Genomic DNA, 18665 nt, shown 5'->3' with positions numbered 1-18665 from the left:
GGTATGCAGACGACAAAAATTCTGCTGGTGGAGGACGACCGGCTGATTATAGAAAATCTGACAGAATTTTTAAAGGGGGAAGGCTTTGAAGTACAGTACGCCGAAGGGCAGGAAAAAGCGATGAGACTTCTGGAAGAGCAGGAATTTGACCTGATCCTTCTGGATGTTACGCTGGCACAGGGAAACGGTTACAGTGCCTGTACACAGATCAAGTCCAGATATGAGATTCCCATTATTTTTCTGACGGCGCTGGACGATGAATTTTCCGTGGTGACCGGACTGGAGATGGGAGCGGATGATTATATCAGCAAGCCGTTCCGGCCAAGGGAGCTTGTATCCAGAATGCGGACGGTACTCAGAAGAACGGGCCGGAACCAGAAGATGCTTTCCTGTCAGGATATCTGTGTGGATCCGGTCAAGGGAATTACGACAAAAAAGGGAGAGGAAGTATTTCTCTCGGCGCTGGAATACAGGCTGCTGCTTGTCTTTTTCCAGCATCGGGGCATGGTGATGTCAAGATCCATGCTTCTGGAGGAAATCTGGGATATTGCAGGAGAGTATGTCAATGACAATACGCTGACAGTCTATATTAAAAGACTGAGAGAAAAGATCGAGGACAATCCACAGGAGCCGAAGATCATCAAAACGGTTCGGGGACTTGGATATAAGATGGAGGGATAAGGATGAAACTGTTTCGGAACCGGGAGATTGGAAGCTATATGGCCGCTTTCCTGCTTACTACAGCTGCAGTCTGCATCTGTTTTCTTTTAACAGGAGGAAATGCGGTCTTTTATCTGATGGCGGAAGGTCTGATCCTTCTTGGGATTTTTCTCATCTGCCTGAGAAGGCGGTATGAGGATATGGAAAAACTGACCCAGAAGGTCGACCGGATTCTTCATGGGGAGGATCAGCTGGAGCTTGGTGAATATAAGGAAGGGGATCTCGAAATTCTGAAAGACGAGATCTATAAGATGACTGTGCGCCTAAGAGAGCAGAATGAGCAGCTGGAGAGGGAAAAGAGTTATCTTGCCAATGCGCTTGCTGATATTTCCCATCAGATCCGCACGCCCCTTACTTCTTTAAATCTTATGGTAGAACGGCTCAGAAGACCGGATATGGAAGAAGGACAGAAACGAAAAATCTACCGGGAAATGACAGGGATGCTTCAGAGGATGGAGTGGCTGATCCTGGCTCTTCTGAAAATTTCCAAACTGGATGCAGGGGCGGTTACATTGGAAAAACAGAAAATTATGGTAAAACCGTTTCTGAGAGAAGTCTTAAGTACCCTTGAAATTCCGATGGAACTTCGGGAGCAGCAGGTCATTTTGAACGGAAATGAGGATGCTTCTTTTTATGGAGATGAATCCTGGACTATGGAGGCAGTCGAAAACGTACTGAAAAACTGTATGGAACACACCCCTTACGGCGGAACAATCCGGATTTCCTGGGAGGAGAATCCTCTCTACACGGAGATTTCAGTGACAGATTCCGGAAAGGGGATCGATGAAAAAGATCTGCCGCATATTTTTGAACGGTTTTATAAAGGCAGAATGTCGGAACAGCAGAATTTTGGCATTGGACTTGCGCTTTCACGCAGCATCCTTTCCCACGAGAAGGCGGTGATTACAGCAAAAAACGCAAAAGAAGGAGGGGCGAAATTTCAGATGCGTTTTTATGAAAACCGTTAAAAAACGGAAAGTGACAGAATTGTTATGAAAAAGTCATCCGGGTGTCATGCGGGCCGGGTATACTCATTTTCAGAAAGCAGGAGGAGGAAAAAGTATGGAAATTCTAAAAATAGAAAATCTGACGAAAGTTTACGGAAAAGGAGAAAATGAGGTACACGCGCTCAACGGAGTTTCTTTTTCAGTGGAGAAAGGAGAGTTTGTCTCCATTATCGGATCATCCGGATCCGGAAAATCCACACTTCTTCATTTGATCGGAGGAGTGGACCGGCCGACATCCGGAAAAGTATATGTGGACGGAAAAGACGTCTATGCACAGAAAGAGGAGGCACTTGCTATCTTCAGAAGGAGACAAGTGGGGCTGATTTATCAGTTTTACAACCTGATCCCGGTTCTCAATGTAGAGGAAAACATGACGCTTCCGGTGCTGATGGACGGAAGAAAGGTCAATCAGAAGCGGTTTGACGAGCTGATCGAAGTACTGAACATGAAAGACCGGATTCACCATCTGCCAAACGAACTTTCCGGAGGGCAGCAGCAAAGAGTATCCATCGGAAGAGCACTGTTAAATGCCCCGGCTATTCTGCTGGCGGATGAGCCGACCGGAAATCTGGATTCGGAAAACAGTAAGGAGATCATGAATCTTCTACGGTATTCCAACCGGGCATATGACCAGACGATGCTTGTAATCACCCACGATGAAAATATCGCCCTTCAGGCGGACCGGATTATCACCCTGGAAGACGGGCGGATTGTAAGAGATGAGGTGGTCCGCTCATGAATATCTTTGCAACTATTACAAACAGAACAATGAAGCAGAACAAGGCAAGAACGATCGTGACGATCATCGGCGTCATTCTTGCCACCGCCATGATATCAGCGGTCATCACTCTGGGAATCAGCTTACAGAGATATATGTATGATTATGCGGTAGAGACTGATGGAAACTGGCATGTTGTGGCAAAAGGTCTTTCCGAAGAGCAGGTGAAAGAATTTCAGGAAAATGAGGAAGTGAAAGATTCTTCCGTAATTTCCGAGATCGGATATGCCAAGATCGGTGAAAATGATGAGGATCTTTTCGGACAATATCTGTATCTTCAGAGTATTGATGAAAAAGCGGCTGAAATGCTTTCTGTCAAACTGACCCAGGGAAGGCTTCCGGAAAATGAAAATGAGATCATTATTCAGGGAGGACTTCAGCAAAACGATAATGAAATCCGAATCGGAGATACGATTTCGTTCCCGGTGGGAGACAGAAAAGATGCAGAGGGAAACAGCCTGCCTTTCAATGCCTATATTCAGGTTGATGAGGAAGGGAATCCAATGGAGACTTTCCAGGAGCGTGAGCAGAGACAGTTTGAAGTAGTTGGTTTTCTGGAACACTGGGGAGACACCCAGGTAGCAGGCGCAGGTCTGGATGCTTTTACAGGAAAAGGAGAGGAATCCCAGTCTGTCAACCAGATCTATATGGAACTGAAAAACCCTTCGGACGCATTTGCTTTTATGGAAAAATATGAGGATGAGTTTTCCATGCAGGGAAATACCAGTGTCCTGAGATGGATGGGCGTCTCTGGAAACGCTTCCTTTGAAGGAATGTTGAATGGAATGTTGACAATACTGATTGTGATCATTGGAGTAGGAGCCGTTTCCCTTATCTACAATGCGTTTTCTATTTCGCTTAGAGAACGGACGACGCAGTTTGGCCTGTTATCCTCCATTGGAGCAACGAAGCGTCAGCTGCGCAGATCCATGTGGCAGGAGGCACTGGTTGTGGGAGCAATCGGAATTCCGATCGGGATTCTCTGCGGAATCGGAGGAATCGGAGTTACTCTGTACTTTATCGGAGATTCCATGGCTCAATTTATCCATGGTACGCAGAGCGGAAAGATGACATTGCAGACATCGCCGGGAGCCATTTTGTTATCGGCTCTGATAGCGTTTTTGATCATCTGCATTTCCGTCTGGATTCCTGCGGCAAGAATTAAAAAGATCACGCCGCTGGAGGCAATCCGGGCAAATAAGGATGTCCGCATCCGTGCAAAAGAAGTGAAAAGTCCGAAAATCATCCAGAAGCTGTTTGGACTGGAAGGAATGCTGGCAGATAAAAACTACAAGAGGGATCGGAAGAAATACCGTGCAACTGTATTTTCTCTGACCATTAGCATTGTGCTCTTTACGTCGGCAACCCTGTTCTCGAATTATATGGACATGACAGGAAGTTTTATGCTGGAAGCACCGGAATATGAACTTCAGTTTGTGCTGGTTGATTCCGAAGAAGATGACATAGAAGGAAAAGATAATGAACGGGAAGACCTGCTTCAGATGTTTGAGCAGGGCGAGGATGTGGATGAAGTAGAACTTCATGGAGAAATGAGCATGCCGGCCGGGATCGCGAAAGAGGATCTCGCTGATGAAGCTACGAATCATATATGGGGATATGGACTTCAGGAATTTTATACAATTACCGAGGAAGCAGCATCACCATTCAATGAGAAAGATTATTACGAATATTTTGAGGTGATCGGACTTTCAGATGAAGCGTTTGAGGAGTATGCTTCTTCTCAGGGAGTGAATCCGGCTCCGTATATGCAGAAAGGGAACAGAGAAGTCCTCTTTTATGATAACTATCAGTTCTATAATGGAGACAGCGGGCGATATGAGAATGTCCGTACGATAGGCCAGGAGGGGATCAATATCCAGATCCTTCCGGAAAATCCATCCTATGATGAGGAATATCAGGATCCAAATACAATTATGAACGGAGCAGAAAGCCTTGTATTGGGACAGCGCGTAGATCAGATGCCGGAAGGGATTGAAAATTCAAATTCCATCTGTACGATTGTGATTCCAGAGAGTCGAGGAGAAGAACTCATTGGAACGAACAGTTATAACCGTTCTGGATTTATCTGGTGCTATCAGATTCAGTCTTCCAATTATCAGAACTCCTATGAAGATCTGACTCAGAAAATGGAAGAGAGAGGGATTGATAAAGATTCGCTCAGAAATATTGCGCAGCAGTATGAACAGGATCGTGGAATCCAGATTGCAATCCGGATTTTGTCTTTCGGATTTATCACACTGATCTCCCTGATTGCGGCGGTGAATGTGTTTAATACCATTTCCACCAATATCATGCTGAGAAAACGGGAATTTGCGATGCTCAAGTCCATGGGAATGAATATGAAAAGCATGAAGAAGATGATGAATTACGAGTGCCTGATCTACGGATTCCGTTCGATCTTCTACGGAGTAATCCTGTCTCTGCTGATCAGCTTTGCCATGTTTATGGTTCTGAGCCAGGGAGCGGCTGTAGATTTCCGGCAGCCTTGGGAAGGAATTCTCATTTCTGTGATCTGGGTATTTGCTGTTGTATTTATCACGATGCTCTATTCCATGAGTAAGATCAAAAAACAGAATATTATTGATGAATTAAAGAAAGATTCATAAGAAAGAACAGCAGGAATCGCGCTTAGGATTCCTGCTGTTCGTCATGTTTCAGCTCTCTTAAAATAATCTCCGCAGTCTTTTTTGTAGTAGAAGTGACAATGTCCGTACACATGGCTTTCCGTTCCGGGGCGTCCCTGTCGTAGTCTTTGATCAATACTCCGCAGCAAGGCGAATGGAAGGATTCCGTAAAGAAATCATGGAGTTCCTTCGTCAGTGCGAAGCAACGCTGATTTCTCGGATCTCCCGGCGTCCTCCGGCCAAAGAAGTAGCCGATGCACATCGCACCTCCTGCCAGAGCTCCGCAGATGCAGCCGCCTCCGCCCAGACCCCACGGAAATCCGCTGCTCATGGCAATGGCGTCATCAGAAAGATCAATCTCAAAATTTTTACGGATTGCATAGATGACAGATTCCGAACAGGCAAATCCCTGATGGAAGATGTTATCTGCGTCCTGTGCAAGCTGCTCCATATCGATGTTTGTATTCATATACATTCCTCTTTTCTCTTCTCTCTTTGTATCCCATTATACAATTCCGAAAGAAAAAAGTAAAATGCAGCACATCAGGATTTTTCTATATTTTGTTTACAGTTCTTGCTAGAAATTCATTCTCTCTGTAAACTCAGTTATTGTTTCCATGATAGCAGGATATGTAATCTCTCTTGCATATAAATTTTGTGTTTGATACCTTTTCCATAAACCCTGCAGAACAGTTGATTCTCTCAACGCTGGCAGAATACGTGCCGTGTCCTGCAGAACGGATAAGGAATCTCTTTTCTTCGCTGTGGAAAGAACTGCCTGTTTTAAAAGGTCCCAGTCTGCATTTTCCTGATATAGTCGATACAAAAGGTGTAAATCATAAAAATCTCTTGCACGCGTATTTCCGATATTTCTTCGGATAATCGTTTCGTATTTTTCCGCCAGTCGCTTGGATCGAAGCACGGAAATTTTCGTATTCGTCATCTTCACGGATAGGTGTTAGGTATAAAAGCTGAAATTCGATTCCATCATTCACTGGCTGATTCAGAATTTCGGTGATCGCTTTCCGTATGCTCTTTTCATCCATTGGAAATCCTTTTACAGTTGTGTCCATATCCATTGTAGTCCGTTCAGTTATTCCAAGGATGGCGGAAATTAAAAGACCGCCTTTTAAAATAAACTTGTCCTTGTATGAAGAAACGGAAAGACGTTCAATGATACGTTCAAACATGAAAATCTGGAGGACTTCCTGTGCATGGATTCCTTTCTTTTTTGCCAGGCTGCGGATGGATCCTTTTAATTGTTCTGGTGTTTTCATCATAATATCTCCATATACTCTTGCACTTTTTCCTCAATGTGAAATTTCTTGGCATATTCCATCAAGCGAATATTATCACGCTCTTTGGAAGAAAAATATCCTTTCACCGCCTGAATAAAAACCTGTGGATCAGTCTGCTTGCGGCTTCGTATCATATCACAGATACACCGTTCTCTATCATAGACCGTGATTTTCCCGCCCTGCGGTGAGATCATCTTTATCATTCCAAGGTCCCATAAGGACGGTTTGATTCTGTGGAACTCTACATGAAATAATTCTTCTTTTAGATAAAATACATTGTAGGTCTTCGGCACTGTCATGGAAATCATCTGTGGAAACCGATCTGACAGGCCATGAAAATACAATGCTGTTCCATAAGAGAAAACGCCTTTTTTACATCTGCTCTGCAACAATACAAATTCATCATTGATACTGTCAGCAAAGGAATAGATTCCCCGACTTTCCCGAATCAGGCTGCCTTCTTCCAAATATTTTTTGAGATATTCCCGGCGAATTCCTGCGTTGGTTACGTCTTTGGTATAGAGATAACCATTTTCCCTGACAAGTTTTTTTAAAGAATCTAAATCAATCATAACATCACCCTTTTCGGCTTAACTTGACACCATTATATCATATAGTGTCAAATTTGTACATATTTTTTAGAAGTTCAATTTCCGTATCAGGTTGAATGTAGTGAATGAAGAAATTCTTAATTTTATCGAAAAACGATAAATCTATATTGAAAAACAATAAGCACCGTGCTATGGTATAGAAAAGTCAAAGAGCAGCAAGGAGGATGCAAAACAATGATTGGAAAAAGATCTGAGAGAAGACTGATACTGGGAACAAAATGGATTCTGGATTTTATGTTTGTTTCCGGGGTGATTGTACTTTTGATGTCCCCGTTTCTTTTACAGTACGCAGGAGATCATTTTGCGGGAGTCATCCGGGAACACTATATCCTGTATGTGGCGGTTTATCTGATTTCCGGTGTGATGGGACTTGCGATTGTATTCTGCCTCAGGAAGATGATGAAGACTGTCATAAGTCAGGACTGTTTTGTAGATGAAAACGTGAGAGAACTCAAGATCATGGGCACGGCAAGTTTTGTGATTGCGGCAGCGTTTCTTGTGAAAACCATATTTGCGGGAACCGTGGCAGGCGTGGTGATTATTGTTGTATTTTTTATTGCGGCGTTGTTCAGCTTCGTGCTGGCGGGTGTCTTTTCAGAAGCGGTCCGCTATAAAAAAGAAAATGATCTGACAATTTAGGAGGGTTCTGAAGATGGCAATACGTATGAATCTGGACGTCATGATGGCAAAAAGAAAGATCGGGCTGACGGAATTGTCGAAGGAAGTCGATATCACGATGGCCAATCTGTCAATCCTGAAAAACAATAAGGCAAAGGCCGTACGGTTTACGACTCTGGAAGCACTCTGCAAGGCGCTCCACTGTCAGCCGGGAGATCTGATCGAATATGTAGAAGAAGAGGAGGAAAAGGATGGAGAAGAGCAGATATGAAGTAATCATGGAACAAAAGACGGGAAAACTGCTTGCGGGCAGTCTGATCTACGGGATCTTGTTTGCGGTTCTTTTGTACCGGAATATGAGCGGAATCGGGATTCCGGTCCTGATGCTGGTAACCTGCCTGTTTCTTGCGGGATTTTTCCGGATGTTTGAAATGAAACTGAAAAAAGAGACAGTCTATTATATGACCGTGATGGTGCTGCTCGGTGTATCATCGACTTTGACGACATCGGATTTCTTTATTATGTTTAACTGGTTTGGAAGTATCGGATTGTTCTTTCTGATCCTGATCCACCAGTTTTACGAAGACCGGAACTGGAATTTCCTTTCTTATACGGTGGTGTATCTGAGAATGATGTTTGCTCCGCTCGGAAATCTTCTGTCTCCATTCCGGGCACTGATCCGATACCGGAAAAGTAAGGAAGACGGGGAAGAAAAGAAGAAATCAGGTTATATCGGACAGGTGGTGCTCGGAATCATTCTGGCAGGTTTGCTTTTGCTTGTAATTTTTCCGCTCCTTTTTTCAGGAGATATGGTATTTGCGGAATTTATCCGTCTGTTTACTGGAAATTTTAGAGGATTTTCTTTTTCGACAGGCTGGATCACCCTGTTTCTGGTTGGATTTATTCTCTGCTTTGCCGTATGGCAGGCATTTGTCAATTATGATCCGGACTTTGAGACGGAAGAAAAAGAAGAGCGTCCGATTCAGGTTGCAGGGATCACCTGCATATCGATTCTGACGGCAGTTTATCTGATTTTCTGTGCGATTCAGCTCGGATCACTGTTCTTCGGACACGGAATGGGGCTTCCGGATGGATATACTTATGCAGAATACGCAAGAAGCGGATTTTTTGAACTGCTTGGAGTCAGTATCATCAATCTGCTGATTGTTCTTGCGGTCATCCACCTGTTTTACCCAAAACGGCTGATGCAGAGACTCCTTACCGTTTTTTCCGGCTGCACGTATGTGATGATCCTTTCTTCCGGATACCGGATGTGCATGTATATCGAAGCATACAGGTTTACGCTTTCGAGAGTCCTGGTACTGTGGGGATTATGTGTCTTGTCTTTCATTTTGGCAGGTGTTATAGTAAATGTATATAAAAAAGACTTTCCACTGTTTCGTTACAGTGCGGCTGTCTGTGCCGCATTCTATTTGATTTTGTCCATTTCCAGACCGGATGAGTGGATGGCACGTTATAATCTGGCCTATAAAGAAGAGTGGATCGAATCATACGATGAAATCCGGTATCTGTTTTCCAGAGATCTCCTGCTTGCGGTGGACGCGGAGCAGATCCAGCATCTCAAAGGAGATCCGGGAAATCTGATTCATTACTGTCAGGAAGTCGTAGACATGTACGACAATGAACCGGGATGGACATACAGTATCGGTGAGGCGAGAGCGAAAGAATCAGCGGAGCGTTTTTTGAAAGAATATGGAGACATCACATAAGGAGAAAACACGATGCGTACAGTAAATGTCAGTGAGATCACAGAGAACATCAAAGAAATGTGCATAGAAGCCAACCATTATCTCTCAAAAGATATGGAGGCTGCCTTAAAACACTCTCAGGAGACAGAAGCATCCCCGCTTGGACGGCAGATTCTCGGACAGCTTTCTGAAAATCTTCAGATTGCGGCGGATGAGATGATTCCGATCTGCCAGGATACCGGGATGGCGGTTGTCTTTCTGGAGGTCGGACAGGATGTCCATCTGGAGGGCGGAGCCGTCGAGGAGGCTGTCAATGAAGGTGTGCGTAAAGGCTATACCGAAGGATATCTGAGAAAATCTGTTGTAGGGGATCCGATTGAGCGGGTCAATACAGGAGATAATACACCGGCTGTTATTCATTATTCCATTGTCCCTGGAGATACTGTCCGGATTACGGTGGCACCAAAAGGATTCGGAAGTGAAAATATGAGCCGGGTTTTCATGTTAAAGCCGGCAGATGGCATCGAGGGAGTCAAAGACGCAATATTAAAGGCGGTCAGCGAGGCGGGTCCGAATGCCTGTCCGCCGATGGTGGTAGGAGTCGGTATCGGGGGAACTTTTGAAAAATGCGCACTGATGGCAAAGCAGGCATTGACACGTGAGACCGGGGCTCATTCCACGATTCCGTATGTCAGGGAACTGGAAGAGGAAATGCTGGAAAAGATCAACGGACTTGGAATCGGTCCGGGCGGACTTGGAGGCACTACAACAGCTCTGGCAGTTCATATCAATACTTATCCGACACATATTGCAGGACTTCCGGTGGCGGTCAATATATGCTGCCACGTCAACCGGCATATTGTCCGGGAACTGTAGGAAGAACCTCAGCAGAAAGATGGAATACAGAAAGGAAGGATAAGACGATGGAAAAGCAGATCAGCGCACCGATCGATAAAAAGACTGCCGAAGAACTGACGGCGGGAGATTATGTCTATATTACAGGTACGATTTATACGGCAAGAGATGCCGCGCATAAGCGGATGAAGGAAACTCTGGACAGGGGAGAGGCACTTCCGTTTGATATAAAAGGTCAGATGATTTATTATATGGGGCCGTCTCCGGCAAGAGAAGGACGTCAGATCGGATCAGCAGGACCGACAACGGCAAGCCGTATGGATAAATACACACCGGAACTTTTGAATCTTGGCCTTGGAGCCATGATCGGAAAAGGAAAGAGAAGCAGGGAAGTGCTGGATGCGGTTGTAAGAAACAAGGCAGTCTATTTTGCGGCTGTCGGAGGAGCAGGAGCTCTTTTATCAAAGTGCATCCAGTCATCGGAAGTGATTGCCTATGAGGATCTTGGAACAGAGGCAGTACGCAAACTGTATGTGAAAGATTTCCCGGTTATCGTAGTGGCAGACAGCAAAGGAAATAATCTGTACGAAACAGCAATAGAACAGTACAGGAAAGCATAAGAGGAGAAGAAAAATGAAGCGTATATTAATGATGGTCATCCGGAATCTGATTTTTGTTCCGTACGGATGGATTAAACTGTGCTATTACGCCAGCCACGTAGATAAATATACGGAAGAAGAGCGATACCGCCTTTTAAAGTATATTGACCACAAGGCAAATAAGGGAGGCAGCGTCCATATCGAAGTACACGGACAGGAAAACATCCCGAAAGAAAACGGATTTATGTTTTTCCCAAACCATCAGGGGCTTTACGATGTGCTGGCAGTGCTTGAGGCATGCCCGGTTCCTTTTTCGGTTGTCGCAAAAAAGGAAATTGCCAATATTCCGTTTCTGAAACAGGTCTTTGCCTGCATGAAGGCGTACATGATTGACAGGGAGGATGTCAGGCAGGCCATGCAGGTCATCATCGATGTGACAAATGAAGTGAAAAGTGGAAGAAATTACCTGATTTTTGCGGAGGGAACAAGATCTAAAGAGGGAAATAAACCGGGGACTTTCAAAGGAGGAAGCTTCAAATCGGCAACAAAGGCAAAATGTCCGATCATTCCGGTGGCACTGATTGACGCATTTAAGCCGTTTGATACAAACAGCATCAAACCGGTGACTGTACAGGTTCATTTTTTGAAACCGATGTATTACGAAGAATACAAAGACATGAAAACGACGGAGATTGCAGCAGAGGTAAAAAAAAGGATCGAACAGACAATAGAAAAGAATATCTGATACCATAAGAATTTCGGCAGGATCTCTTGTAAAAGAGACAGCATTATGATAAAATTTTCTTAATTGAAGAACAAATGCTGAGACGGGAGAGCAACAGGACAACAGAGATGTTGTTTTGTTTTGCTCTTCTTTTTTTCTGGAAACAGAGGAGGATAGAGTTTCTGATTCCGGAGAATCAGAATGAAGGAAGTGAGTGGAAGAAAAATGAACCAGAGATTCTATGATATGCTGGAGGAAAATCCGGTGATTGCGGCGGTGAAGGATGAGGAGGGACTGGAGAAATGCTGCAGTCTGGAAGACATCAAGGTTGTCTTCATCCTTTTTGGAGATCTCTGCAGTATTCCGGATCTTGTAGGAAGAATCAAGGAGTCGGGGAAGATGGCAGTTGTCCATGCAGATCTGATTACCGGACTTGGAAGCAGGGAGATTGCGGTGGATTTTATCAAAAAGGCTACGCAGGCGGACGGGATCATTTCTACAAAACCGGCTCTGATCAAACGAGGGAGAGAACTGGGAATGTTCACCGTCATGCGGTATTTCCTGATTGATTCCATGGCGCTGGAAAATGTCAGGACTCTTCCGGGCGGAGTCAGACCGGATGTCATTGAAATCCTGCCCGGACTGATGCCGGATATTATCCGGAACATCTGTCAGGATCTGAAGACCCCGATTATCGCAGGAGGTTTGATTACAGACAGAAAATCCGTTATGGCTGCACTGTCGGCAGGAGCATTGTGTGTTTCTTCCACAAACCAGAATGTCTGGACAATGTAAAATACGGCACAGGAGCCGAAAAAAAGGAGGAACTGAATATGGCTAAATATGTAATGGCGCTGGATGCGGGAACCACAAGCAACAGGTGTATCCTGTTTAATGAGAGGGGAGAAATGTGCAGCGTGGCTCAGCGGGAATTCCGCCAGTATTTTCCAAAGCCGGGCTGGGTGGAGCACGACGCGGATGAGATCTGGGCAAGCCAGCTTGGAGTGGCTGTCGAAGCAATGAATATGATTTCCGCTACAGCAGATGATATTGCGGCAATCGGTATTACCAATCAAAGAGAGACCGCCATTGTCTGGGATAAGAATACGGGGGAACCGGTCTATCATGCAATTGTCTGGCAGTGCCGGAGGACATCTGAATACTGTGATTCTCTTGTGGAAAAAGGACTGACGGAAAAATTCCGGGAGAAAACAGGTCTTGTGATCGATGCTTATTTTTCTGCAACGAAGATCAAGTGGATTCTGGACAATGTGCCGGGAGCAAGAGAAAGAGCTGAGAAAGGCGAGCTTTTGTTTGGAACCGTGGAGACATGGCTGATCTGGAAACTGACAAAAGGTGCTGTGCATGTGACAGATTATTCGAATGCGTCCAGAACCATGCTGTTTAATATCAATACATTGGAATGGGACGATGAGATTCTTCAGGAACTTGATATTCCGAAGGCTATGCTTCCGGAGCCGAAACCGTCCAGCTGCATATACGGGGAGACAGACCCTTCATTTCTGGGCGGAGCGATTCCGATTGCAGGAGCGGCAGGAGATCAGCAGGCCGCTTTGTTTGGACAGACCTGTTTCAAGGCAGGAGAAGCGAAAAATACATATGGAACGGGATGCTTTCTTCTGATGAACACGGGAGAAAAACCTGTTTTTTCTCAAAACGGACTGGTTACCACGATTGCCTGGGGAATGGATGGAAAAGTGAATTATGCTCTTGAAGGCTCCATCTTTGTCGCGGGAGCAGCAGTGCAGTGGCTCAGGGATGAAATGAGACTGATTGATTCGGCGGCAGATTCGGAATATATGGCAAAAAAAGAAAAGGATACGAACGGATGCTATGTTGTTCCGGCATTTACCGGACTTGGAGCACCACATTGGGATCAGTATGCAAGAGGGACGATCGTGGGAATTACCCGGGGAGTCAACAAATATCATATTATCCGGGCTACACTGGAGTCTATCGCATATCAGGTGAACGATGTGCTGGAAGCGATGAAAGCAGACTCGGGAATCCAGCTGGCATCTTTGAAAGTGGATGGCGGGGCAAGTGCAAACAACTTCCTTATGCAGACGCAGTCGGATATCATCAATGCTCCGGTCAACCGTCCAAGATGCGTGGAAACTACGGCAATGGGCGCTGCCTATCTGGCAGGACTTGCAGTAGGATACTGGAAAGATAAACAGGATGTAAAGAAAAACTGGAAGATCGATCAGATTTTCCTTCCATCCATCGATGAAGAAAAGAGGCAGAAAAAAATCAAAGGATGGAATAAAGCTGTAAAATATGCCTATGGATGGGCAAAAGAAGACTGAGAATGGTGTCAGGAAGAAGGGAGACGAGAAGAGATGTATGATGTGATCATAATCGGAGGGGGCGTATCCGGCGCGGCATCCGCGAGGGAACTTTCCCGATACAAGATCAAAGCCTGTGTCCTGGAAAAAGAGGAGGATGTCTGCTGCGGAACATCAAAAGCCAACAGCGCGATTGTACACGCAGGGTATGATGCAGTTCCGGGATCTTTGATGGCAAAACTGAATGTCAAAGGGAATGAGATGATGGAACAGCTTTCAAAAGACCTGGATTTTCCGTTTCGGAGAATCGGTTCTCTTGTCATCTGTCTGAACGAAACGGATATGCCGAAACTGCAGGAACTGTACGAGAAAGGACTGAAAAATGGAGTCAGAGACTTAAAAATCATCAGCGGAGAAGAGGCAAAGGCCATGGAGCCGAATCTGGATGATCAGGTCTGTGCGGCACTTTATGCGCCAACAGCAGGGATTGTCTGTCCGTTTGAACTGAATATTGCTCTGGCGGAAAACGCATGTGAGAACGGAGTGGAATTTCGATTAGGAACAGAAGTGGAGAACATTGTCAAGATTGACGGCGGATATGAACTTCATACAAATCATGGAAATTTCCAGACAAGGTACGTTGTTAATGCGGCCGGGGTGTATGCAGACCGTTTTCACAATATGGTCAGCAGGAAAAAGATTCACATCACGCCGAGAAAAGGGGAATACTGTCTGCTTGATAAGACAGCCGGTCAGCATGTGAGCAGAACCATCTTTTCTCTTCCGACAAAATATGGAAAGGGCGTTCTTGTGACACCGACGGTACACGGCAATCTGCTTCTGGGACCGACTGCGAATGATATTGAAAATAAAGAAGGAACCAATACGACCAGAGAAGGACTTGATGAGGTTATCACAAAGGCGGGACAAAGTGTGAAAGACCTTCCGATGAGACAGGTCATCACATCATTTGCAGGACTTCGTGCTCATGAGGATGGCAGTGAATTTATCATCGGAGAAGTTGAGGACGCAAAAGGATTTATTGACTGTGCGGGAATTGAATCCCCTGGACTTACCAGCTGTCCGGCAATTGGGGAGATGGTGGCGGATATTCTGAAAGAAAAAATGAGGCTGGAGAAGAAGGAGCATTTCATAGAGACAAGGAAAGGTATTCTTGATCCAAATACGCTGTCAACGGAAGAACATGCGGAGCTGATCCGGAAGGAGCCGGCATACGGAAATGTGATCTGCAGGTGCGAAATGATTACAGAAGGAGAGATTCTGGATGCCATTCACCGTCCGCTCGGTGCAAAATCTTTGGATGGAGTAAAAAGGCGTACACGGGCAGGAATGGGAAGATGCCAGTCTGGATTCTGCTCGCCAAGAACCATGGAAATTCTCGCACGGGAACTGGGAAAAGACATGTCCGAAATTACAAAAACGGGCGGAGAGTCCCGGCTTGTCGTCGGTACAAATAAAGACAGATTGTAGAAAGGAAGGCTTCGGAGATGAAAAACTATGATATTGTCATCATCGGGGGAGGACCGGCAGGGCTTGCAGCCGCAGTCTCAGCAAAAAGAAATGGAACAGACAGTATTCTGATTCTGGAAAGAGACAAGGAGCTTGGCGGAATCCTGAACCAGTGTATTCATAATGGATTTGGCCTCCATACTTTTCAGGAAGAACTGACCGGACCGGAATACGCCCAGCGGTTTATTGATCAGGTCGTTGAACTTGGCATTGAATACCGGCTGAATACCATGGTTATGGATATCAGCCATGAAAAAGTGGTAACGGCCATGAATAAGGAAGAAGGGCTGTTTGAAATTCAGGCAAAGGCTGTCATTTTGTCTATGGGCTGCAGGGAGCGGTCCAGAGGAGCGCTGAATATTCCGGGATATCGTCCGGCAGGCATTTATTCCGCTGGTACTGCACAGAGACTGGTCAACATGGAAGGCATGATGCCGGGGCGTGAGATCGTGATCCTTGGCTCCGGAGATATCGGATTGATTATGGCCAGGAGAATGACGCTTGAAGGGGCAAAAGTCAAAGTGGTAGCGGAGCTGATGCCGTATTCCGGAGGACTGAAGAGGAATATTGTTCAATGTCTCGACGATTATGGAATTCCGCTGAAATTAAGTCATACAGTTGTAGACATCAAGGGAAAGGAACGGCTGGAAGGAGTCACACTGGCCGAAGTGGATCAAAACGGGAAACCAATTCCTGGAACGGAAGAAGAGTATTCATGTGACACACTTCTGCTTTCTGTCGGATTGATTCCGGAGAACGAACTTTCACGCGGCATGGGTGTGGAAATGAGCAGAGTTACATCCGGTCCGGTTGTCAATGAGAGTCTTGAGACAAATATTGAGGGAGTCTTTGCATGCGGAAACGTGCTTCACGTACATGACCTGGTGGACTTTGTGTCTGAGGAGGCAGCTGCGGCGGGAAAACATGCGGCAGCGTATGTAAAAGGCGAAAGCAGACCGGGAAGCGGGCGGAGAATCACAATGAATCCGACAGGAGGAGTACGCTATACGGTTCCATCCACGATTGATCCGGAACGGATGGAAAATGAGCTTACTGTACGCTTCCGTGCGGGAGCAGTATTTAAAAATTGTTATGTAAGTGTATATTTTGATCAGGAAAGGGTCATTCGCCGCAGACGTCAGATTGTGGCTCCGGGCGAGATGGAAGAGATCAGGCTGACAAAGGAACAACTTTCTCAGCATGCTGACCTGAAAATAATTACAGTAACAATAGAGGAGGCGTAGAAATGGAAATTCGACATTTAACCTGTATCAGCTGTCCGATGGGCTGCCCGATTACGGTAGAGATGGAAGATGGACAGGTCGTAAGTGTTACAGGAAATACATGCAAAAGAGGCGATATCTACGCGAGAAAGGAAGTGACAAATCCGACCCGGATTGTGACTTCCACCATCCGGGTAAAAGGCGGAGCTGAAGATATGGTATCGGTAAAGACAAAGGAAGATATTCCAAAAGGGAAGATTTTTGACTGCGTCAAAGCACTCAAAGGAATCGAGAAAGAAGCTCCGGTAAAGATTGGCGACGTAATCCTGAAAGATGTGGCCGGGACAGGCGTGGATATTGTTGCGACGAAACATGTAGAAAAAGCATAAAGAAATAAAATGTGCCGTACACGGAAAAGAATATAATTCCTGTACGGCACATTTTAATTATTTATGCAGAATATCTTATCGGAGCCGGATGTCAGATCAGACTGTCCATGAAGTCGATAATCCCCTGTTCTACATCACAGCGGATGTCTGCGTAATTGTGAATTTCATGGCGGTATCCAGGATACACTTTTGTCTGAACCTGATGCCCGGTATCATGAAGCCAGTTGGATACTTCATAGAGACCCTGACCATAGTTGCCGACCGGATCCTGATCTCCTCCAATATTATAGAATGGCAGAGAAGCAGGTACTTTTTCAGCCCACTCTTTTCCTGTGATTACACGCATCATCTGAGTGAAATAGTAAAGAGAACGATTCAGCGTTGGCTTGGTAAAAGCATCGAACGGATCTTCCGCATGGTCTTTCTGAACATATGGATCAGAACAAATCCATTCATTGCCGAGAGCAGAGCTTTCGCAGCGTTCACACATCCATCCGAGAAGTTTTCCGGCATAGGACGGATCTGCCTCATCGCCATGGCCACCGTCGACAACTGATTTCAGTTCCTCCTCCGCCTCCCCGGCTCCCCGGAAAACACCGGCGGTACCGCAGATTGTGACACCGGTCAGCTCTGCACCATATTTGGCTGCATAATCTCTTGCGATAAAAGATCCCATGCTGTGTCCGAAAAGAAAATATGGAAGCTCCGGATATTTTTCGCGGACAATCCCGGTCAGTGCATGTTCATCTTCCATCATAGTATGGCATCCCTTGTCACCCCAGTCTCCCCAGGTATCGTTCATCATAGCCGTTTTTCCATGTCCTACATGATCATCGGCCGCAACAATATAGCCGGCATCCACAAAGGCTGAAATCATGTGAAGATATCTTCGTGAGTGTTCACCATATCCGTGGATCAGCTGGACAATGCCCTTCGGCTTTGCAGCGGGAACGTAAATCCAGCCACAGACGGTATCACGTTCATTATAAGATGGAAACTGAACTTCATGTAACATATAAACACCTCCATTCTAGATTACAGATCGTAAGTTCATCTCATCTGTCTAAAATCATTGTAGAATTCAGAAAAAATGATGTCAAGAAAGAATGCGTATCTTTCCGGCTTTCTTAAATTAAAACAGGAAAAACGGAGAGAGAATTATATAATGAAAGATGAAAAAAGTGAAATTTCAAAAATTGGCAAGAAAACCGAAAAATTCTGCTTGACAATAAGAAAGGAGTTTAGTATAATTACTCATGCGTTATGGAACGCATAATAAAATACTGACATGAATTCAGTATCCGGAGAAATACTCAAGAGGCTGAAGAGGCGCCCCTGCTAAGGGTGTAGGTCGGGCAACCGGCGCGAGGGTTCAAATCCCTCTTTCTCCGTTTTATTTATTGCCCTTTTTCGGGTGATAAATAAAGAACAGATTATCAGATCAAAAAAACAAAAAAGTTTTAAAAAAGTGCTTGACAGAAACGAGCAGATGTGATAATCTAATATAGCTGTCGCGAGAGAGCGGCAACGAAAACCAAGAACTTTGATAACTGAACAATAGACAACGATCCCTGAAAATTCATGAGAATTATTCAGAACAAGGAACTTCAAGTTCCACAAACCAGACAACAGTAACGGGATGGATTAGCG

At 45.3% G+C, this 18665-nt stretch carries 18 protein-coding genes, 1 tRNA gene and 1 pseudogene; 16 read left to right on the top strand and 4 right to left on the bottom strand.

Annotated elements, in window-relative coordinates; all coding sequences use genetic code 11:
• Positions 1 to 3: 3 nt before the first annotated feature.
• The 4 genes from H6A32_RS12390 to H6A32_RS12375 all read left to right on the top strand — a co-directional run bounded on the left by H6A32_RS12390 (position 4) and on the right by H6A32_RS12375 (position 5132).
• The gene (locus H6A32_RS12390) at positions 4 to 681 is read left to right on the top strand and encodes a response regulator transcription factor (RefSeq protein WP_087255225.1); all 678 of its coding nucleotides are present in this window, start codon (positions 4 to 6) and stop codon (positions 679 to 681) included.
• Positions 682 to 683: 2 nt separating this feature from the next.
• A complete protein-coding gene (locus H6A32_RS12385) occupies positions 684 to 1688 on the top strand; it encodes a sensor histidine kinase (RefSeq protein WP_243424923.1) in 1005 nt (334 codons plus the stop codon).
• 94 nt (positions 1689 to 1782) lie between these two features.
• Entirely contained in the window at positions 1783 to 2466 is a 684-nt protein-coding gene (locus H6A32_RS12380; RefSeq protein ID WP_087255227.1) for an ABC transporter ATP-binding protein, read from the top strand.
• Positions 2463 to 5132 (top strand): ABC transporter permease, encoded by a 2670-nt coding sequence (locus H6A32_RS12375; protein WP_204864466.1) that lies wholly within the window; start codon positions 2463 to 2465, stop codon positions 5130 to 5132. The genes H6A32_RS12380 and H6A32_RS12375 overlap by 4 nt, the downstream gene beginning before the upstream one ends.
• A gap of 22 nt (positions 5133 to 5154) precedes the next feature.
• Here the strand turns inward: H6A32_RS12375 and H6A32_RS12370 are convergent, their stop codons facing one another.
• From H6A32_RS12370 to H6A32_RS12360, 3 genes and pseudogenes are all read right to left on the bottom strand, one after another.
• Positions 5155 to 5619 carry a C-GCAxxG-C-C family (seleno)protein gene (locus H6A32_RS12370; protein ID WP_087255265.1) on the bottom strand — a complete coding sequence of 155 codons (465 nt, stop codon included), beginning with the start codon at positions 5617 to 5619 and terminating at the stop codon, positions 5155 to 5157.
• Between the two features lie 108 nt (positions 5620 to 5727).
• A pseudogene (locus H6A32_RS12365) lies at positions 5728 to 6340 on the bottom strand (nucleotidyl transferase AbiEii/AbiGii toxin family protein).
• A gap of 86 nt (positions 6341 to 6426) precedes the next feature.
• The gene (locus H6A32_RS12360; RefSeq protein WP_087255236.1) at positions 6427 to 7020 is read right to left on the bottom strand and encodes a type IV toxin-antitoxin system AbiEi family antitoxin domain-containing protein; all 594 of its coding nucleotides are present in this window, start codon (positions 7018 to 7020) and stop codon (positions 6427 to 6429) included.
• A 213-nt stretch (positions 7021 to 7233) separates the two neighbouring features.
• On the opposite strand from H6A32_RS12360, the gene H6A32_RS12355 reads away from it, so the two are divergent.
• The 11 genes from H6A32_RS12355 (at position 7234) to H6A32_RS12305 (ending at position 17015) form a co-directional block, all read left to right on the top strand.
• Positions 7234 to 7698, top strand: coding sequence for a DUF2975 domain-containing protein (locus tag H6A32_RS12355; protein WP_087255239.1), 465 nt, complete (start codon positions 7234 to 7236; stop codon positions 7696 to 7698).
• A gap of 13 nt (positions 7699 to 7711) precedes the next feature.
• Positions 7712 to 7948 (top strand): helix-turn-helix domain-containing protein, encoded by a 237-nt coding sequence (locus H6A32_RS12350; RefSeq protein WP_087166498.1) that lies wholly within the window; start codon positions 7712 to 7714, stop codon positions 7946 to 7948.
• Positions 7929 to 9407 carry a DUF4153 domain-containing protein gene (locus H6A32_RS12345; RefSeq protein ID WP_204864465.1) on the top strand — a complete coding sequence of 493 codons (1479 nt, stop codon included), beginning with the start codon at positions 7929 to 7931 and terminating at the stop codon, positions 9405 to 9407. The genes H6A32_RS12350 and H6A32_RS12345 overlap by 20 nt, the downstream gene beginning before the upstream one ends.
• Positions 9408 to 9419: 12 nt before the next feature.
• A complete protein-coding gene (locus tag H6A32_RS12340) occupies positions 9420 to 10262 on the top strand; it encodes a fumarate hydratase (protein WP_191426983.1) in 843 nt (280 codons plus the stop codon).
• Positions 10223 to 10861: a Fe-S-containing hydro-lyase gene (locus tag H6A32_RS12335; protein WP_204864464.1), complete on the top strand. Its 639-nt coding sequence runs from the start codon at positions 10223 to 10225 to the stop codon at positions 10859 to 10861. Before H6A32_RS12340 ends, H6A32_RS12335 begins: the two co-directional genes overlap by 40 nt.
• A gap of 13 nt (positions 10862 to 10874) precedes the next feature.
• A complete protein-coding gene (locus tag H6A32_RS12330; protein ID WP_204864463.1) occupies positions 10875 to 11585 on the top strand; it encodes a lysophospholipid acyltransferase family protein in 711 nt (236 codons plus the stop codon).
• Positions 11586 to 11765: 180 nt separating this feature from the next.
• Positions 11766 to 12359, top strand: a complete 594-nt coding sequence (locus H6A32_RS12325; RefSeq protein ID WP_330677550.1) for a glycerol-3-phosphate responsive antiterminator — start codon at positions 11766 to 11768, stop codon at positions 12357 to 12359.
• A gap of 38 nt (positions 12360 to 12397) precedes the next feature.
• Positions 12398 to 13894 carry a glycerol kinase GlpK gene (glpK, locus tag H6A32_RS12320; RefSeq protein ID WP_204864462.1) on the top strand — a complete coding sequence of 499 codons (1497 nt, stop codon included), beginning with the start codon at positions 12398 to 12400 and terminating at the stop codon, positions 13892 to 13894.
• A gap of 33 nt (positions 13895 to 13927) precedes the next feature.
• Positions 13928 to 15364, top strand: a complete 1437-nt coding sequence (locus H6A32_RS12315) for an NAD(P)/FAD-dependent oxidoreductase (RefSeq protein ID WP_087166492.1) — start codon at positions 13928 to 13930, stop codon at positions 15362 to 15364.
• Positions 15365 to 15381: 17 nt separating this feature from the next.
• Positions 15382 to 16647 carry an NAD(P)/FAD-dependent oxidoreductase gene (locus tag H6A32_RS12310; protein WP_087166491.1) on the top strand — a complete coding sequence of 422 codons (1266 nt, stop codon included), beginning with the start codon at positions 15382 to 15384 and terminating at the stop codon, positions 16645 to 16647.
• A 2-nt stretch (positions 16648 to 16649) separates the two neighbouring features.
• Positions 16650 to 17015 carry a DUF1667 domain-containing protein gene (locus tag H6A32_RS12305; protein ID WP_087166490.1) on the top strand — a complete coding sequence of 122 codons (366 nt, stop codon included), beginning with the start codon at positions 16650 to 16652 and terminating at the stop codon, positions 17013 to 17015.
• Positions 17016 to 17106: 91 nt separating this feature from the next.
• Here H6A32_RS12305 and H6A32_RS12300 read toward each other — a convergent pair whose 3' ends face one another.
• Entirely contained in the window at positions 17107 to 18030 is a 924-nt protein-coding gene (locus H6A32_RS12300) for an alpha/beta fold hydrolase (RefSeq protein ID WP_087166489.1), read from the bottom strand.
• Positions 18031 to 18318: 288 nt separating this feature from the next.
• Between H6A32_RS12300 and H6A32_RS12295 the strand changes: the two genes are divergently transcribed.
• Positions 18319 to 18406 (top strand) — tRNA-Ser (locus H6A32_RS12295).
• The last annotated feature ends 259 nt before the right edge of the window (positions 18407 to 18665 follow it).

It is taken from the genome of Drancourtella massiliensis (assembly GCF_016900655.1).
Taxonomy (GTDB): Bacteria; Bacillota; Clostridia; order Lachnospirales; family Lachnospiraceae; genus Sellimonas; species Sellimonas catena.
The sequence above is the reverse complement of the archived record's forward strand: the minus strand, read 5'-3'. Positions and strand labels throughout refer to the sequence as shown.

Excerpts from the sequence above, each read along its gene's own strand:
- H6A32_RS12390 (WP_087255225.1), top strand. The coding sequence starts at position 4 with ATGCAGACGACAAAAATTCTGCTGGTGGAGGACGACCGGCTGATTATA.
- H6A32_RS12385 (WP_243424923.1), top strand. The coding sequence starts at position 684 with ATGAAACTGTTTCGGAACCGGGAGATTGGAAGCTATATGGCCGCTTTC.
- H6A32_RS12380 (WP_087255227.1), top strand. The coding sequence starts at position 1,783 with ATGGAAATTCTAAAAATAGAAAATCTGACGAAAGTTTACGGAAAAGGA.
- H6A32_RS12375 (WP_204864466.1), top strand. The coding sequence starts at position 2,463 with ATGAATATCTTTGCAACTATTACAAACAGAACAATGAAGCAGAACAAG.
- H6A32_RS12370 (WP_087255265.1), bottom strand. The coding sequence starts at position 5,619 with ATGAATACAAACATCGATATGGAGCAGCTTGCACAGGACGCAGATAAC.
- H6A32_RS12360 (WP_087255236.1), bottom strand. The coding sequence starts at position 7,020 with ATGATTGATTTAGATTCTTTAAAAAAACTTGTCAGGGAAAATGGTTAT.
- H6A32_RS12355 (WP_087255239.1), top strand. The coding sequence starts at position 7,234 with ATGATTGGAAAAAGATCTGAGAGAAGACTGATACTGGGAACAAAATGG.
- H6A32_RS12350 (WP_087166498.1), top strand. The coding sequence starts at position 7,712 with ATGGCAATACGTATGAATCTGGACGTCATGATGGCAAAAAGAAAGATC.
- H6A32_RS12345 (WP_204864465.1), top strand. The coding sequence starts at position 7,929 with ATGGAGAAGAGCAGATATGAAGTAATCATGGAACAAAAGACGGGAAAA.
- H6A32_RS12340 (WP_191426983.1), top strand. The coding sequence starts at position 9,420 with ATGCGTACAGTAAATGTCAGTGAGATCACAGAGAACATCAAAGAAATG.
- H6A32_RS12335 (WP_204864464.1), top strand. The coding sequence starts at position 10,223 with ATGCTGCCACGTCAACCGGCATATTGTCCGGGAACTGTAGGAAGAACC.
- H6A32_RS12330 (WP_204864463.1), top strand. The coding sequence starts at position 10,875 with ATGAAGCGTATATTAATGATGGTCATCCGGAATCTGATTTTTGTTCCG.
- H6A32_RS12325 (WP_330677550.1), top strand. The coding sequence starts at position 11,766 with ATGAAGGAAGTGAGTGGAAGAAAAATGAACCAGAGATTCTATGATATG.
- glpK (WP_204864462.1), top strand. The coding sequence starts at position 12,398 with ATGGCTAAATATGTAATGGCGCTGGATGCGGGAACCACAAGCAACAGG.
- H6A32_RS12315 (WP_087166492.1), top strand. The coding sequence starts at position 13,928 with ATGTATGATGTGATCATAATCGGAGGGGGCGTATCCGGCGCGGCATCC.
- H6A32_RS12310 (WP_087166491.1), top strand. The coding sequence starts at position 15,382 with ATGAAAAACTATGATATTGTCATCATCGGGGGAGGACCGGCAGGGCTT.
- H6A32_RS12305 (WP_087166490.1), top strand. The coding sequence starts at position 16,650 with ATGGAAATTCGACATTTAACCTGTATCAGCTGTCCGATGGGCTGCCCG.
- H6A32_RS12300 (WP_087166489.1), bottom strand. The coding sequence starts at position 18,030 with ATGTTACATGAAGTTCAGTTTCCATCTTATAATGAACGTGATACCGTC.